Source organism: Streptomyces sp. SCSIO 75703 (assembly GCF_036607905.1).
Classification (GTDB): domain Bacteria; phylum Actinomycetota; class Actinomycetes; order Streptomycetales; family Streptomycetaceae; genus Streptomyces.
This window is the reverse complement of the sequence record NZ_CP144555.1, coordinates 2960504-2975695: the sequence shown is the minus strand read 5'-3', so window position 1 is coordinate 2975695 and position 15192 is coordinate 2960504. Positions and strand designations below refer to the sequence as shown.

At 72.7% G+C, this 15192-nt stretch carries 13 protein-coding genes and 2 pseudogenes; 13 read left to right on the top strand and 2 right to left on the bottom strand.

The window, feature by feature from the left end:
- Positions 1-353: 353 nt before the first annotated feature.
- From VM636_RS12920 to VM636_RS12905, 4 genes are read left to right on the top strand one after another with little or no spacing between them, the layout of a single operon-like run.
- Positions 354-1922 (top strand): amino acid permease, encoded by a 1569-nt coding sequence (locus VM636_RS12920; protein WP_051821354.1) that lies wholly within the window; start codon positions 354-356, stop codon positions 1920-1922.
- Entirely contained in the window at positions 1919-3352 is a 1434-nt protein-coding gene (locus VM636_RS12915) for an FGGY family carbohydrate kinase (protein ID WP_338484478.1), read from the top strand. Before VM636_RS12920 ends, VM636_RS12915 begins: the two co-directional genes overlap by 4 nt.
- Complete coding sequence (locus VM636_RS12910; protein WP_051821353.1) at positions 3349-4839, top strand: NAD(P)/FAD-dependent oxidoreductase; 1491 nt, start codon at positions 3349-3351, stop codon at positions 4837-4839. Before VM636_RS12915 ends, VM636_RS12910 begins: the two co-directional genes overlap by 4 nt.
- Complete coding sequence (locus VM636_RS12905; RefSeq protein ID WP_338484474.1) at positions 4836-6086, top strand: FAD-dependent oxidoreductase; 1251 nt, start codon at positions 4836-4838, stop codon at positions 6084-6086. Before VM636_RS12910 ends, VM636_RS12905 begins: the two co-directional genes overlap by 4 nt.
- 192 nt (positions 6087-6278) lie before the next feature.
- Here VM636_RS12905 and VM636_RS12900 read toward each other — a convergent pair whose 3' ends face one another.
- Positions 6279-6692 carry an arsenate reductase ArsC gene (locus VM636_RS12900; protein WP_338486365.1) on the bottom strand — a complete coding sequence of 138 codons (414 nt, stop codon included), beginning with the start codon at positions 6690-6692 and terminating at the stop codon, positions 6279-6281.
- Between the two features lie 95 nt (positions 6693-6787).
- Between VM636_RS12900 and VM636_RS12895 the strand changes: the two genes are divergently transcribed.
- From VM636_RS12895 to VM636_RS12880, 4 genes and pseudogenes are all read left to right on the top strand, one after another.
- On the top strand, positions 6788-7096 hold the full coding sequence (locus VM636_RS12895; protein WP_030420595.1) for a metalloregulator ArsR/SmtB family transcription factor: 309 nt from the start codon (positions 6788-6790) through the stop codon (positions 7094-7096).
- Positions 7093-8202 carry an ACR3 family arsenite efflux transporter gene (gene arsB, locus VM636_RS12890; RefSeq protein ID WP_030420594.1) on the top strand — a complete coding sequence of 370 codons (1110 nt, stop codon included), beginning with the start codon at positions 7093-7095 and terminating at the stop codon, positions 8200-8202. Before VM636_RS12895 ends, arsB begins: the two co-directional genes overlap by 4 nt.
- Positions 8199-8523 (top strand): annotated as a pseudogene (locus VM636_RS12885) (FAD-dependent oxidoreductase); the annotation flags it as partial. The gene arsB and the pseudogene VM636_RS12885, both read left to right, overlap by 4 nt.
- Positions 8519-8736 (top strand): annotated as a pseudogene (locus tag VM636_RS12880) (MFS transporter); the annotation flags it as partial. The pseudogenes VM636_RS12885 and VM636_RS12880, both read left to right, overlap by 5 nt.
- A 449-nt stretch (positions 8737-9185) precedes the next feature.
- On the opposite strand, the gene VM636_RS12875 reads toward VM636_RS12880, so the two are convergent.
- The gene (locus VM636_RS12875) at positions 9186-9623 is read right to left on the bottom strand and encodes a hypothetical protein (protein WP_016437540.1); all 438 of its coding nucleotides are present in this window, start codon (positions 9621-9623) and stop codon (positions 9186-9188) included.
- Between the two features lie 537 nt (positions 9624-10160).
- Between VM636_RS12875 and hemL the strand changes: the two genes are divergently transcribed.
- The 5 genes from hemL to VM636_RS12850 all read left to right on the top strand — a co-directional run bounded on the left by hemL (position 10161) and on the right by VM636_RS12850 (position 15188).
- Positions 10161-11477, top strand: a complete 1317-nt coding sequence (gene hemL / locus VM636_RS12870) for a glutamate-1-semialdehyde 2,1-aminomutase (RefSeq protein WP_030420593.1) — start codon at positions 10161-10163, stop codon at positions 11475-11477.
- Entirely contained in the window at positions 11474-12163 is a 690-nt protein-coding gene (locus tag VM636_RS12865; protein WP_030420592.1) for a histidine phosphatase family protein, read from the top strand. Before hemL ends, VM636_RS12865 begins: the two co-directional genes overlap by 4 nt.
- A 166-nt stretch (positions 12164-12329) precedes the next feature.
- Positions 12330-13661: a hypothetical protein gene (locus VM636_RS12860; protein ID WP_078855955.1), complete on the top strand. Its 1332-nt coding sequence runs from the start codon at positions 12330-12332 to the stop codon at positions 13659-13661.
- A gap of 128 nt (positions 13662-13789) precedes the next feature.
- A complete protein-coding gene (locus VM636_RS12855) occupies positions 13790-14416 on the top strand; it encodes a TlpA disulfide reductase family protein (protein WP_030420590.1) in 627 nt (208 codons plus the stop codon).
- Between the two features lies 1 nt (position 14417).
- On the top strand, positions 14418-15188 hold the full coding sequence (locus VM636_RS12850; protein WP_053913304.1) for a cytochrome c biogenesis protein CcdA: 771 nt from the start codon (positions 14418-14420) through the stop codon (positions 15186-15188).
- The last annotated feature ends 4 nt before the right edge of the window (positions 15189-15192 follow it).

Here is a 15192-nt window from a genome sequence, read left to right as displayed (position 1 = left end):
GGCCCGTCCGCCGCGTGCCGAGACCGCCTTCGGGCGTCCCCGACCTCTGGCGATGCCCCGCACGTCCGGTTCGCCCCGCCGTGACCGAGAGGAGACCCGCGTGCGAACTCTTGACGACATACGGGCAAGGGTCCACACTTCCAGGAAAGCACGGTCAATAATCCACAGCAACGGTCAGGCGGCGAGGCGCCCGGTCCCGGGAGACCGCGGACGGCGGACCCCCGCCCCGCCCGCCGCCACCGGCAGACAGGCCCCGGCAGACCCCGTACGGTGCGTGCCTGCGCGCCGGCCCGTCCCGTTCCTCCCATCCACCGGCCCCCGCTGACGGGGGGACACTCGAAGCAGGGAAAGTCATGGCACACGCAGACACAGGTCCCCGGGGCGCGAGAGCCGACGGCCACGACGCCGGGCCCCGGCAGGGAATGGCCCGCGAACTGGGCTGGTACGCCTCCTTCTCGGTGGCGTTCGGCTTCGTCTCCATCGCCACCGGCATCTTCACCGCGTACGGCTCGGTGCTCGCCACCTCCGGACCCCGGGGCATCTGGGCCTGGCCGATCACCGTGATCGGGCAGCTCTCCATCGCCCTCGTCTTCGGCGCCCTCGCGGCCCGCATCCCCATCAGCGGCTACTCGTACCAGTGGGTGTCGCGGATCCTCGGCCCCGTCTGGGGCTGGATCATGGGCTGGATCTCGTTCGCCTTCCTCGGCGTGGTCCTCGTCGCCGTGGACTACACGATCGCCTCCACGATCCTGCCCGAACTGTTCCGCTACGTCGGCACCACCCAGAACGCCTGGGTGATCACGGCCGCGGTCGTCCTGCTCCAGGCGATCCTGGTCGCCGCCTCCACCCGCACCACCCACCGGGTCAACAAGGTCGCCGTGACCGTGCAGCTCATCGGCATGATCACCCTGACCGTGCTGCTGTTCGCGGTCGGCGCCTTCACCGGCAAGCTGGACTTCGCCCACCTCTTCGACACCGCCACGATCCCCGAGAGCGGCTACTACGCGCTGGGCGGCGCCACCGAGGCCGGCCCCTTCGCCATGGCCTTCCTGCTGGGCGCCTTCACCATCGTCGGCTTCGAGTCGGCGGCCAACCTCGCCGAGGAGACCAAGAACCCGGCCCGGGTCATCCCCAAGGCCATGGTCCAGGCCGTCATCTCCCTCGGCGTCCTCGGCTTCCTCTTCCTCGTCGCGGTCACCGCGGCGGCCGGCCGCATCGACGGCGTCGCCTCCTCCGCGACCCCCGTGGCCACCGTGATCACCGCCGTGCTGGGCTCCGTCGTCGGCAAGATCCTGCTCGTCCTCGTGGTCGTCTCGATCTTCTCCTGCGGCCTCGTGATCACCCTGAGCGGCACCCGCCTGGTGTACGCGATGTCCCGCGACGAGCGCTTCCCCGGCTGGCGCCTGCTGCGCCGCGTCCACCGGCGCACCGCGACCCCGCTCAACGCCTCCGTCTTCATGATGCTGATCGCGCAGATCATCCTCATGGTCTTCTCCCGCTCCACCGACGCCCTCTTCGAGCTGTTCTCGGCCGGCACCCTGCTGCCCGCGCTGATCTACGCCGGCACCGTCGCCATGTACGCGGTCAAGCGGCGCTCGCTGCCCCCGTCCCAGGGCTTCTCGCTGGGCCGCTGGGAGGTCCCGGTCCTCGTCGTCGCCGGCATCTGGCTCGTCTACGAGCTGCTGATCTTCCGCGACGCGTCCTTCCGCGCCCCCTGGATCTACGTCCTGGTGCTCTTCGGCATCGGCGCGGTCTACTTCACCGGGCTGCTCGTCCGCCGCGGACGCGCCGGGCTGACCATGCCGGACCTGGCCGACGTCGACCGGGCGCTGGACGACGCGGACACCGAGGCCACGGGCGCGCCGGCCGCCCCCGCCACCGCCGGCACCGCCGACACCGCACCGGGAGGACCGCAGCGATGACCACGATCCTCGCCATCGACCAGGGCACTTCGGGTACGAAGGCCATCGTCGTGGACGACGCCGGGGGCACCGTCGCCATCGCCGAGGAGTCCATCCGCCCCGCCTACCTCCCCGGGGGTGCCGTCGAGCAGGACCCGCGCGAACTCCTCGCCTCCGTCCTCGACGCCGGCCGCCGCGCCGTCGCCGAGGCCGGCCGGCCGATCGACTGCGTCGCCCTGGCCAACCAGGGCGAGACGGTCCTCGCCTGGGACCCCGCCACCGGCACCCCCCTGACCCCGGCGATCGTCTGGCAGGACCGGCGCGCGGAGAGCGTCTGCGCCGGCCTGGCCGGCCACGCCGAGGACATCGCCCGGCGCACCGGCCTGGTCCTCGACCCGTACTTCTCCGCGCCCAAGATGGCCTGGCTGCGCCGCAACCTCACCCGCGAGGGCGTCGTCACCACCACCGACACCTGGCTCGTCCACCATCTGACCGGCGAGTTCGTCACCGACGCCGCCACCGCCAGCCGCTCGCTCCTGCTCGACCTGGACACCGCCGACTGGGACCCGGACCTCGCCGGCCTCTTCGGCCTCGGCGACGAGAGGCTGCCGCGCATCGTCGCCGGGGACGAGATCGTCGGCACCACCCGGGCCTTCGGCGGCGAGATCCCGGTGGCCGGCCTCATCGTCGACCAGCAGGCAGCCCTCATCGCCGAGGGCTGCCTCGACCCCGGCACCGCCAAGTGCACCTACGGCACCGGCGCCTTCCTGCTCGCCAACACCGGCACCGACCCGGTCCGCTCCTCCGCCGGCCTGACCACCTCGGTGGCCTGGCGGGCGGCGGGGCGGACCCCGTACTGCGTGGACGGGCAGGTCTACACCGTCGCCTCCGCGGTGCGCTGGCTCCAGGACCTCGGCCTGCTCACCGCCGCGACCGACCTCGACCGGCTCGCCGCCGCCGACGCCGAGGGCGTGCTGTGCGTGCCCGCGTTCGCCGGGCTCGCCGCGCCCTGGTGGGCGCCGGAGGCCACCGCCTCGTTCACCGGCATGACCCTGGCCACCCGGCGCGAACACCTCGTCCTCGCCGTGCTCCAGGGCATCGCCGCCCAGGTCGCCGAGCTGACCTCCCTGGTCGCCGCCGACCTCGGCCGGCCGCTGAGCCGGCTGCGCGCCGACGGCGGGCTGACCAACTCCGCCGCGCTCATGCAGGCGCAGGCCGACATCGCCCAGATCCCCATCGACATCTACCCCCACGCCCACGCCACCCCGCTCGGCGCCGCCGCGCTGGCCCGCTGCGCCCTCGACCCCGCGCTCGACCTGCGGGAGGCCGTCGGCGACTGGCGGCCGGCCACCGTCTACGAACCCCGCTGGTCCGCCGACCGGGCCGAGGAGTACCGCACCACCTGGGCACGGGCCGCAGCGGCCCGCGCCACCGAGGGAGAACACTCATGACCGCCACCCCCCACCGCCCCCACGACGGCGTCTTCGACGTCGCGGTGATCGGAGGAGGCATCGTCGGCGCGGCCATCGCGCGCGAACTGTCCGGACACGACGTCACCGTGGCCCTCCTGGAGGCCCGCGACGACGTCGGCGACGGCACCAGCAAGGCCAACACCGCGATCCTGCACACCGGTTTCGACGCCAAGCCCGGCACCCTCGAATCCCGCCTGGTCGCCCGCGGATACCACCTGCTGAGCGCCTACGCCAAAGAGACCGGCATCCCCGTCGAGCACACCGGCGCCGTCCTGGTCGCCTGGAACGACGAGGAACTGGCCGCGCTGCCCGCCCTCAAGGAGAAGGCCGAGGCCAACGGCTACGCCCACTGCCGCGTCGTCGGCGCCGACGAGGTCTACGACGTCCTGCCCCACCTCGGCGAGGGCGCGCTCGGCGGACTGACCGTGCCGGACGAGTCCATCATCTGCACCTGGACCACCAACCTCGCCCTCGCCACCGACGCGCAGCGGCGCGGCACCACGATCCTGCTCCGGCACGCGGTCACGGGCGTCGACCCGGGCGACGAGGGCGGCACGGGAGCCGGGGACGGCGGGGTGACCACCCTGCGCACCTCCGCCGGCGACGTCCGCGCCCGCTGGGTCGTCAACGCCGCCGGACTCGGCGCCGACCGCCTCGACCGGCTCTTCGGCCACGACCGCTTCACCGTCACCCCGCGCCGCGGCGAGCTGTTCGTCTTCGACAAGCTCACCCGCCCCCTCGTCGACAAGATCGTCCTGCCGGTGCCCACCTCCCGCGGCAAGGGCGTCCTCATCTCCCCGACCATCTACGGCAACGTGATGCTCGGCCCCACCGCCGAGGACCTCACCGACCGCACCGACACCGGCACCTCCGAGGACGGCTTCGACTTCCTCCTCACCAAGGGCGAGCGCCTCATGCCGCGCCTGCTCGCCGAGGAGGTCACCGCCAGCTACGCCGGACTGCGCGCCGCCATCGACCACCCCGACTACCTCATCGAGGCCGACCCGGCACAGCGCTACCTCCTGGTCGGCGGCATCCGCTCCACCGGCCTGACCGCGGGCATCGCCATCGCCGAACACGTCCGCACCCTGCTGGAGGAGGCCGGACTGGAGCTGCCCCCGCGCGGCGACGTCCCCGAGCCGCCGCGCATGCCCAACATCGGCGAGGCCGCCCCGCGCCCCTACCAGGACGCCGAACTGATCGCCCGCGACCCCGCCTACGGCACCGTGGTCTGCTTCTGCGAGCGCGTCACCGAGGGCGAGATCCGCGACGCCTGCCACGCCCCGCTGCCCGCCCGCACCCCGGAAGGGCTGCGCCGCCGCACCCGCGCGATGAACGGCCGCTGCCAGGGCTTCTTCTGCGGCGCCGCCGTCGCCGCCCTCAGCGCACAGCACCAGCCCGACGACGGCTGCGGCAGCCGGCCCGCCCCCTGCGGACGCCCCGCCCAGCACAAGGACAACCGATGACCCAGCCGCCCCTGATCACGCCCGACGTCCTCATCATCGGCGGCGGCCCCGCCGGCCTGACCGCCGCCGCCGAACTGGCCGAGCGCGGCGCCGGCCACGTCCTCGTCGCCGACCGGGAGCAGGACGCCGGCGGCATCCCCCGCCACAGCGACCACACCGGCTACGGCCTGCGCGACCTGCGACGCGTCATGACCGGCCCGGCCTACGCCCGCCGGCTCGTACGGCGGGCCACCGAGGCCGGGGCCGACATCCGCACCCGCACCATGGTCACCGGCTGGGCCGACGAGCACACCGCCGAGGTCACCAGCCCCGAGGGCCGCTACCAGGTCCGCGCCCGCGCCACCGTGCTCGCCACCGGCGCCCGCGAACGCCCCCGCACCGCCCGCCGCATCCCCGGCGACCGCCCCCACGGCGTGTACACCACCGGCCAGTTGCAGAACCTCGTCCACCTGCACCACCAGCCCGTCGGCAAGCGGGCCGTCATCGTCGGCGGCGAACTGGTGAGCTGGTCGGCGGCGGTCACCCTGCGCGAGGCCGGCTGCACCCCCGCCCTCATGGTCAGCCAGTACCCGAAGGCGGAGTCCTACGGCGCCTTCACCCTGGCCGGGCGCACCGTCCTCGGGGTGCCCGTCGCCACCCGCACCCGGGTCACCCGGGTCATCGGCAAGGGCCGCTGCCAGGCCGTCGAGATCGAGCACCTCGACACCGGCCGGCGCCGCACCGTCGCCTGCGACACGGTCGTCTTCACCGGCGACTGGATACCCGACCACGAACTCGCCCGCTCGGCCGGCCTCACCCTGGACGAGGGCACGCTCGGCCCGCTGACCGACACCGCGCTGCGCACCAGCCGACCCGGCGTCTTCGCCGCCGGCAACCTGCTGCACCCGGTCGACACCGCCGACGTCGCCGCCCTCGACGGCCGGCACGTCGCCGACCGGGTCCTCGCCCACCTCGACGGCGCCGACCGGCCCGGCCCGGGGGTCCGGCTGATCGCCGACGCGCCCTTCCGGTGGGTCGCCCCGCAGATCCTGCGCCCCTCGGACCCGGCGCCCGCACGCGGCCGACTCCTGCTGTGGACCGACGAGTTCACCCGCTTCCCGAAGGTGACGGTCCGTCAGGACGGGCGGATGGTGGCCCGCCGCACCCTGTCCTGGCCCGCCGCCCCGGGCCGCGTCTTCCGCATCCCCGCCACCCTTCTCGACGGCCTCTCCCCGACGGGCGGCCCGGCCCGCATCGGCCTCGGCTGAGGGGACCGGGCCGGGTCCTCGCCCGGCCGGACCTCCATGACCCCGGTGGGTGCGGCGGCGGGGACGCGCGGGCCCCCACGGCACGGGTGCGTGCCGTGGGGGCGGTGGATCACGGGTACGGGCGGGTGATCAAGCGAGGGCGCCCGGCAGGGAGCCCGGCAGCGCTTCACGCCTAACACGCTGTCCGCGCCGTCACGTCTCCCGCGTCATGGCGATCTCGGCGATGAGGGACTCGACGCGGGTCTTGATCTCGTCACGGATGGGGCGGACGGCCTCGACGCCCTGGCCGGCCGGGTCGTCGAGCTTCCAGTCGAGGTAACGCTTGCCAGGGAGGACGGGGCAGGTGTCACCGCAGCCCATGGTGATGCAGACGTCCGACTCCTTCACCGCGTCGACGGTGAGGATCTTCGGTACCTCGGCGGAGATGTCGATGCCGACCTCGGCCATGGCCTCGACGGCGGCCGGGTTGACCCGGTCGCCGGGGGCGGAGCCGGCGGAGCGGACCTCGACGCGGTCGCCGGCCAGGTGGGTCAGCCACGCGGCGGCCATCTGGGAGCGGCCGGCGTTGTGGACGCAGACGAACAGGACGGACGGCTTGTCGGCCATGGCGATCGTTCTCTCCCGTCGCATGGCGGAACCCGGCCGCCAATGACTTCAGTCCCCGCTGGTATCAGCGAGCGATGATGTGAAAGTATCAGCGTATGCTGACTTCAGTCGATCCTGATGTGATCCGGGTGCTGGGTGATCCGCTCCGCCTTCGGATCGTGACGCTGCTGGCGCGCGAGACGCTCTGCACGACGCACCTGGTCGAGGAGACCGGAGCCAAGCAGACCAACCTCTCCAACCACATGAAGGTGCTGCGCGAGGCCGGGATCGTGGATACCGAGCCCTGCGGCCGCTACACCTACTACAAGCTCAAGCCCGAGGTCCTGGCCGGCCTGTCCGAGCAGTTCGCCGAACTCGCCGCCTCCGCCCGCACTGCCGCCGAGAACAAGAGGGCCTGCCCGTGACCTCCACCGAGCCCACCACCTCCGCGCGGACTGGGGGCGGCGACGACTCGATCGTCAAGAGGCTCGCCACCCTCGACCGCTACCTCGCGGTCTGGATCCTGCTCGCCATGGCCGTCGGCCTCGGGCTCGGACGGGCCGTTCCAGGGCTGAACGACGTGCTGGCGAAGGTGGAGGTCGGCGGTGTCTCCCTGCCGATCGCGCTCGGCCTGCTCGTGATGATGTACCCGGTCCTTGCCAAGGTCCGTTACGACCGGCTGGACGCCGTCACCGGCGACCGGAAGCTGATGATCTCCTCCCTGGTCATCAACTGGATCCTCGGACCCGCGGTGATGTTCGCCCTGGCGTGGACCTTCCTGCCGGACCTCCCCGAGTACCGCACCGGGCTGATCATCGTGGGCCTGGCCCGCTGCATTGCCATGGTGATCATCTGGAACGACCTCGCTTGCGGCGACCGCGAGGCCGCGGCCGTGCTCGTCGCGCTGAACTCGGTCTTCCAGGTCCTGGCGTTCGGTCTGCTGGGCTGGTTCTACCTCGACCTGCTGCCCGGCTGGCTCGGTCTCGGCGACGGAGAGCACTTGGACATCTCGATGTGGAAGATCGCCCTGAACGTGGTCATCTTCCTCGGAGCGCCGCTGCTCGCCGGCTTCCTGACGCGCCGGATCGGTGAGCGGAAGATGGGCCGTGAGGGCTACGAACAGCGCTTCCTGCCGAAGACCGGGCCGTGGGCGCTGTACGGACTGCTGTTCACGATCGTCATCCTCTTCGCCCTGCAGGGCAAGACCATCACTTCGCAGCCCCTGGACGTCGCCCGCATCGCGCTGCCGCTGCTGGTGTACTTCGCGGTCATGTTCTTCGGCACCTTCCTCCTCGGCAAGGGCCTGGGGTTCGCCTACGACCGCACCACCACGCTGGCGTTCACCGCGGCGGGCAACAACTTCGAGCTGGCCATCGCGGTCGCCATCGCCACCTTCGGTGTCACCTCCGGCCAGGCCCTGTCCGGCGTGGTGGGCCCGCTCATTGAAGTCCCGGTGCTGGTCGGCCTGGTCTACGTCGCACTGGCCTGGCGTAAGAAGTTCGCCGCCGGCGCGGTGACGACGGCACCGTGACGCAGCACACGGACGTGGTGGTGGTCGGTGGCGGCCAGGCTGGGCTCGCCGCCGGCTGCCACCTGCGCCGCCAGGGGGCTCGACCACGTCATCCTGGAGGCCGACGCGGCACCGGGCGGGTCCTGGCAGCACATGTGGGACTCGCTGCGCCTCTCCTCGCCGGCGGATCACTCCTCCTTGCCTGGCCGCCTCATGCCCGACCAGCCCGGTGAGACCCACCCGGACGCCGGGCACGTGGTCGACTACCTCACCGACTACCAGAAGCGGTACGACCTGCCCGTCCCACACGGCACCCAGGTCGACGCCGTGCACCGTGACGGCCCGCACAACGACCCTGGCCGCTCTCGGCGGCCTCACCACCGTCGCTTTCGCCGCCGTCTCGGCCCCTATGCCTTGCTTGTCGCCGTGTCCGTCGCGGCCGGCATGGCCCGAGGCAATCTGACTCTGCTTCAGACCACCGCCGTCACCGGCCGGTGGGGCGCCACCCGCTACGGTCGGCACTCCGGACTCCTCGCGGCACCGGCAACCACTGCTCCTTGGCGATCACACCGCCTCGGCAGGCGGGAGCTGACGGCCCCGGGCGGGGAGCTGTTCGCCGTACTCGCGCACCGCCGGCCGGGACCGCCGAGGGGCTGCGCGCTCGTACAGGTCTCCGGAGCGTTGGCACACCGAGCTGATCGGCAGCGGGCCGGCCAGAGTGAATTGCCTGTTGCCCGAGGGCCATGGCGTGCTCCACGTCGGGTGCTCGTTGTTGAGGCACCGCGGTGGCCACGTCGAGGCGGACCAGCGAGCGACTCCACGCGGAATCGGAGTTCTCGACCAGGGGGTCGCCCATGGCGAGATCCCGGGGCACGTGCCGTACGGACCGTTCGGCCCGGTGCAGGACTGCCTCGACGCGCCCCAGCCCTCCTGAGAGCGGCGCCGGTCCCGGCACACGGCGGGGGCGGAGCCCGCAGGCTCCGCCCGGCGCCGTGTGGGCTGGGTCAGGGCCAGACCAGGCAGTACGGCTGGTGCCCCGCCTCGTGCAGCCGGTGGCTGAAGTCCTGCCACTCGTGGAGGAGTTGGTAGACGTTGAAGGCGTCGCGCGGGCCGCCGCGGTCGGGGACGGTGGACCAGATGAAGGCCGCCGCGCCGACGGCCTCCTCGCCGATGCCGCGCAGCGGGTCGACGACGGTGGTCGGCAGTTTCACGACCGCGTAGTCCGGGTGCAGGACGACCAGTTCGAGGGGCGGCACCTTGTGCAGGGGCACCCCCTCGATGCCGGTGAGGACCATCGCGGCCATCGTCTCCGGCTTGATCTTGGTGAACATGCCGTTCATGCCCAGCTCGTCGCCGCCGAGTTCCTCGGGCCGCATCGAGATCGGTACGCGGGCCGCGGTCGCGCCGTCCGGCGCGCCGAAGTACTTGTAGGTCACCCCCACCCGACCACCCTTCCCGCTCCCCGCCCCCAGCCGCTCGACCCGTCGGTCCAAGCGGTCCGGCTCGTCCGGGGCGCCGTGCGCCCTGTGTGCGTCCGCCGCTTCCTCCGCGTCGCGCCGGTGCCTTCCCCGCCGGGCACGTCGAGGACCCAGACCGTCGGTCCCCTCGCCCAGTCCGCCACCGCGATGCATATCTCCACCCGACTGCTTTTCCAGGACGCGTGACGCCCGCCGCGCAACCCGATCATCGTGTCAGTGACCTCCCCCACGGCCGCCCGCCGAAACGTACGGTGGGACGGATGTCCGCAGGATGCCGGTGGTCCGTCTCCACCCCGCCCGTGTGAGCTGCGTGGATGGCCCCCAGTCTGGCAGACGGCACGCCGTTCGGGAGGGTTGTCTACCCTGATGAGGTCACTTGGGGCCGGTCGTGTGGATCATGCCGGGCTCGCGGGGTTCGGCCCGGTCCGTACCGCGGACCCCCGGGGCAACCATCGTCCGGGAAGTCGGAGAAGGTCGAGAAGGTCGGAGACGTCGCAGGTCATGAGCGAACTGGCATACCCATACGAAGCACCGGCCTCACAGGCCCTGTTCGATCGTGCGGCGGCCGTCACGCCCGGAGGCGTGAACTCCCCGGTGCGGGCCTTCCGCGCCGTGGGCGGCACGCCCCGGTTCATGGTGTCGGGCCGTGGGCCCTACCTCACGGACGCGGACGGTCGTGAATACGTCGACCTGGTCTGCTCCTGGGGCCCGATGATCCTCGGGCACGCGCACCCCGAGGTCATCGCCGCCGTGCAGGAGGCCGTGGCCCGCGGCACCTCCTTCGGCACGCCCGCCGAGGGCGAGGTCGCGCTCGCGGAGGAGATGACCGCCCGGGTCGCGCCCCTGGAGCGGGTGCGCCTGGTCTCCAGCGGCACCGAGGCCACCATGTCCGCGATCCGGCTGGCCCGCGGCTTCACGCGGCGGACGAAGGTGATCAAGTTCGCCGGCTGCTACCACGGCCACGTCGACTCGCTGCTCGCCGCGGCCGGCTCCGGCGTCGCCACCTTCGCGCTGCCCGACACCCCCGGTGTCACCGGCGCCCAGGCGAGCGACACGATCGTGCTGCCGTACAACGACCTGGAGGCCGTGCACGCCGCCTTCGCCGCGCACCCGGGCGAGATCGCCTGCGTGATCACCGAGGCGTCCCCGGGCAACATGGGCGTCGTGCCGCCGCTGCCCGGCTTCAACCAGGGGCTGAAGGACGCCTGCGCGGCCGACGGCGCCCTGTTCGTCTCCGACGAGGTGATGACCGGCTTCCGCACCAGCCGGGCCGGGTGGTACGGGGTCGAGGGCGTCGTGCCCGACCTGATGACCTTCGGCAAGGTCATGGGCGGCGGCTTCCCCGCCGCGGCCTTCGGCGGCCGGGCCGACGTCATGGCGCACCTCGCGCCGGCCGGCCCCGTCTACCAGGCCGGCACCCTCTCCGGGAACCCGGTCGCCACCGCCGCCGGCCTCGCCCAGCTCCGGCTGCTCGACGACGCGGCGTACGCCCGGGTCGACGCGGTGTCGGAGCGCGTCCGGGGCCTGGTCACCGAGGCGCTGACCAAGGAGGGCGTCGCCCACCGGCTCCAGACGGCCGCCAACATGTTCTCCGTGTTCTTCACCGACCGCCCGGTGCGGGACTACGAGGACGCGAAGGCGCAGGAGTCCTTCCGCTACACCGCGTTCTTCCACTCCCTGCTGGCGAACGGCGTCTACCTGCCGCCGTCCTCCTTCGAGTCCTGGTTCGTCTCCGCCGCCCACGACGACGAGGCCCTCCAGCGCGTCGCGGACGCCCTCCCGGCGGCGGCCCGCGCGGCGGCGGAGGCGACGGCATGAGTGAGACGCGCGACGGGGAACTGACCGTCGTCCACGTGATGCGGCACGGCGAGGTGGAGAACCCGACCGGCGTCCTCTACGGCCGCCTGCCCGGCTACCACCTCTCCGAACTGGGCCGGCGGATGGCCGACCGGGTCGCCGAGCACCTCGCCCCCCGGGACGTGACGTACGTCGTGGCCTCCCCGCTGGAGCGGGCGCAGGAGACGGCGACGCCGGTCGCCAAGGCGCACGGGCTGGACCTGGACACCGACGCCCGGCTGATCGAGGCCGAGAACGTCTTCCAGGGCAAGACCTTCGGCATCGGCGACGGCGCCCTGCGCCGGCCCGCCAACTGGAAGCACGTGGTCAACCCGTTCAAGCCGTCCTGGGGCGAGCCGTACATCGACCAGGTGGTGCGGATGATGGGCGCGCTGACCACGGCCCGGGACCGGGCCCGCGGGCACGAGGCGGTCCTCGTCAGCCACCAGTTGCCGATCTGGATCCTGCGGTCCTACGTCGAGCGGCGGCGGCTGTGGCACGACCCGCGCAAGCGGCAGTGCACCCTGGCGTCCCTGACGACGTTCACCTTCCGGGGCGACCGGATCGTGTCCGTCGGCTACACGGAGCCCGCCCGGGACCTGGTCCCGCGCCACCTGCTCGCCGGGGCGAAGCCGGTCAAGGGGCAGGGCAAGGCGTTCGGCGCCTGAGCCGGCCCGGGGCGCCCGCACACCCCGGTCGGTCAGCGGCGGTCCCCCGGGGCGCCGCTGACCGACCGCGTGACCGTTACCGAACCCGTACACGCTTTCGGAACCCGATCGTTCGCCGCATCCTCTGAGGGAGTGACCCCCACAGGACGCGACGAACGAGGTTCCGATGCGCACCACCTCACGCCAGGTCACCCGCAGGCGGATGCTCGGGCTCGGCGCGGGCGCCGTCGGCGCGGTGGCCGCCGCCGGGCTCACCGGCTGTGCCGGCCGCTCCGGACCCGACGACGGGCCCGCCCCGGACGGTTCCGCCGGGACCGGCGCGCGGCCCTCGCCGTCGAAGGGCGAGAAGGCCGCCGAACGCCCGATCGGCGACGGCTCCACCGCGTACACCGGCGAGCAGCCCGGACAGCCCGACGCACCCGTGCCGCTGGAGCCGGGGGAGGAGCCGCCGCAGTTCGTGGTCTTCTCCTGGGACGGCGCGGGGGAGGTCGGCAACGGCCTCTTCCCCCGCTTCCTGGACCTCGCCCGCGACCACGGCGCGGCCATGACCTTCTTCCTCTCCGGGCTGTACCTGCTGCCGGAGTCCCAGAAGCGGCTCTACGACCCGCCGGGCAACCCGCGCGGCGCCTCCGACATCGGCTACCTCACCGACGACCACATCAAGGACACCCTCGCCGGTGTGCGCCGGGCCTGGCTGGAGGGCCACGAGATCGGCACGCACTTCAACGGCCACTTCTGCGGCGGCTCGGGCAGCGTCGGCAACTGGACGCCCCGGCAGTGGCGCAGCGAGATCGACCAGGCGAAGTCCTTCGTCCAGCGCTGGCGGACGCACACCGGCTGGACGGACCTGCCCCCGCTCCCGTTCGACTACGACAAGGAACTCGTCGGCGGGCGCACCCCCTGCCTGCTCGGCCAGGAGAACCTGCTGCCCACCGCCCGCGAGCTGGGCTGGCGCTACGACGCCTCCTCGCCCGGCGGCCGGCAGACCTGGCCGGTGAGGAGGCAGGGGCTGTGGGACCTCCCGCTCCAGCAGATACCGTTCCCGGGCCGGTCCTTCGAGGTGCTGTCGATGGACTACAACATGCTGGCCAACCAGTCGCTCCACACCACCCGGGCGCCCGCCCACAACCACCCGGGCTGGCGCAAGCAGTCCACCGAGGCGTACATCGCCGGCTTCCGGCGGGCCTACGAGACGAACCGGGCGCCCTTCTTCGTCGGCAACCACTTCGAGGAGTGGAACGGCGGCATCTACATGGACGCCGTCGAGGAGGCGCTGAAGCACATCGCGCGGGAGCGGGACAAGGGCGGGGACATACGGCTGGTCTCCTTCCGGCAGTTCACCGACTGGCTGGACGCGCAGCGGCCCGAGGTGCTCGCCCGCTACCGCACCCTCGACGTGGGGCAGCGTCCGGCGGGCGGCTGGAAGGCCCTCTTCGAGGACGCCGGGGGCGGCACGGGCGGCGGCTCCGGCGGCTCCGGGAGCGACGGGGCCAACTGAGGGGACATATCGCCCCAAAAGCCTCAACAGGCCCTGTGGGGAGCGTCGCAGACGCCGTTTGAGGCGCGGGTCCGTGCCGGTGAGGGGGGTGCGCAAGATCCCCGGAACGGACATGCGAAACTTTTCACATGAGTGCTGCCAGTCGCGCCACCCCGCGCTCGAACCGCACCACCGCCCGTCGCCGTGCCACCCTGGCCGCGGGCGTCGCCGTGACGGCGCTGCTCGCCACCGCGTGCGGCTCCGGAGGCACCTCCGGCGGCGGTGGACAAGCGGGCTTCGTCACCGGGCCGGACGGCATCGCCACCGTCGCCAGGGGGGAGCGCGCCGCCGCGCCCGACCTCTCCGGCGAGACCGTCGACGGCGGGCGTGCCGCCCTCGCCGACCACAAGGGCAAGGTCGTCGTCGTCAACGTGTGGGGCTCCTGGTGCCCGCCGTGCCGCGCCGAGGCCAAGAACTTCCAGAAGGTCTACGAGGACGTCAAGGACGACGGCGTCGCGTTCCTCGGCATCAACACCCGCGACACCTCGGTCGGCCCGGCCCGTGCCTTCGAGAAGGAGTTCGGCGTCGCCTACCCGAGCCTGTACGATCCGGCCGGCCGGCTGATGCTCCGCTTCGAGAAGGGCACGCTCAACCCGCAGGCCATCCCCTCCACCCTCGTCATCGACCGCGAGGGCAAGGTCGCCGCGCGCACCCTCCAGGCGCTCAGCGAGGAGAAGCTGCGCGAGATGCTCGACCCCGTGATGGCGGAGAAGTGACGTGAGCGCACTGTCCACGCTCGCCGTGGAGGGCCTCAACCGCACGGTGCTCGACGGCGCCCTCCTGCTGGCCCTGCCCATCGCGCTGCTCGGCGGCCTCGTCTCCTTCTTCTCGCCCTGCGTCCTGCCGCTCGTCCCCGGCTACCTCTCCTACGTGACCGGGGTCACCGGCACCGACCTCGCCGAGGCCCGGCGCGGCCGGATGGTCGCGGGCGCCTCCCTCTTCGTCCTCGGCTTCACCGCCGTCTTCGTCTCCAGCGGCGCGCTCTTCGGCTTCTTCGGCGAGACGCTCCAGGACAACCGGGGCGTCCTGACGAAGATCCTCGGCGGATTCATGATCGTCATGGGTGTCTTCTTCATGGGCCTGATGCCCTGGCTCACCCAGCGCGAGTTCCGCCTCCACCGGCGTCCGGTCGGCGGACTGGCCGGCGCCCCCGTGCTGGGCGCGCTGTTCGGCGTCGGCTGGACGCCCTGCATCGGGCCGACGCTCTCCTCCGTGCTGATCCTCTCTTCCGAACAGGGCACCGCCGGCCGCGGCGCGCTCCTCACCGTCGCCTACTGCCTCGGCCTCGGGCTGCCCTTCGTGCTCGCCGCGGTCGCCTTCCGCCGCGCGCTCGGCGCCTTCGGGTGGATCAAGCGCCACTACGTCTGGGTGCTCCGCGTCGGCGGCACCATGATGATCCTGACCGGGCTGCTGCTGCTGACCGGTGTGTGGGACACCCTCGTCCAGGACATGCAGACCTGGTCCAACGGCTTCACTGTGGGGATCTGATCCG

Excerpts from the sequence above, each read along its gene's own strand:
- VM636_RS12860 (WP_078855955.1), top strand. The coding sequence starts at position 12,330 with ATGCGCACCACCTCACGCCAGGTCACCCGCAGGCGGATGCTCGGGCTC.
- VM636_RS12905 (WP_338484474.1), top strand. The coding sequence starts at position 4,836 with ATGACCCAGCCGCCCCTGATCACGCCCGACGTCCTCATCATCGGCGGC.
- VM636_RS12865 (WP_030420592.1), top strand. The coding sequence starts at position 11,474 with ATGAGTGAGACGCGCGACGGGGAACTGACCGTCGTCCACGTGATGCGG.
- VM636_RS12910 (WP_051821353.1), top strand. The coding sequence starts at position 3,349 with ATGACCGCCACCCCCCACCGCCCCCACGACGGCGTCTTCGACGTCGCG.
- hemL (WP_030420593.1), top strand. The coding sequence starts at position 10,161 with ATGAGCGAACTGGCATACCCATACGAAGCACCGGCCTCACAGGCCCTG.
- VM636_RS12920 (WP_051821354.1), top strand. The coding sequence starts at position 354 with ATGGCACACGCAGACACAGGTCCCCGGGGCGCGAGAGCCGACGGCCAC.
- VM636_RS12855 (WP_030420590.1), top strand. The coding sequence starts at position 13,790 with ATGAGTGCTGCCAGTCGCGCCACCCCGCGCTCGAACCGCACCACCGCC.
- VM636_RS12915 (WP_338484478.1), top strand. The coding sequence starts at position 1,919 with ATGACCACGATCCTCGCCATCGACCAGGGCACTTCGGGTACGAAGGCC.
- VM636_RS12900 (WP_338486365.1), bottom strand. The coding sequence starts at position 6,692 with ATGGCCGACAAGCCGTCCGTCCTGTTCGTCTGCGTCCACAACGCCGGC.
- VM636_RS12895 (WP_030420595.1), top strand. The coding sequence starts at position 6,788 with ATGCTGACTTCAGTCGATCCTGATGTGATCCGGGTGCTGGGTGATCCG.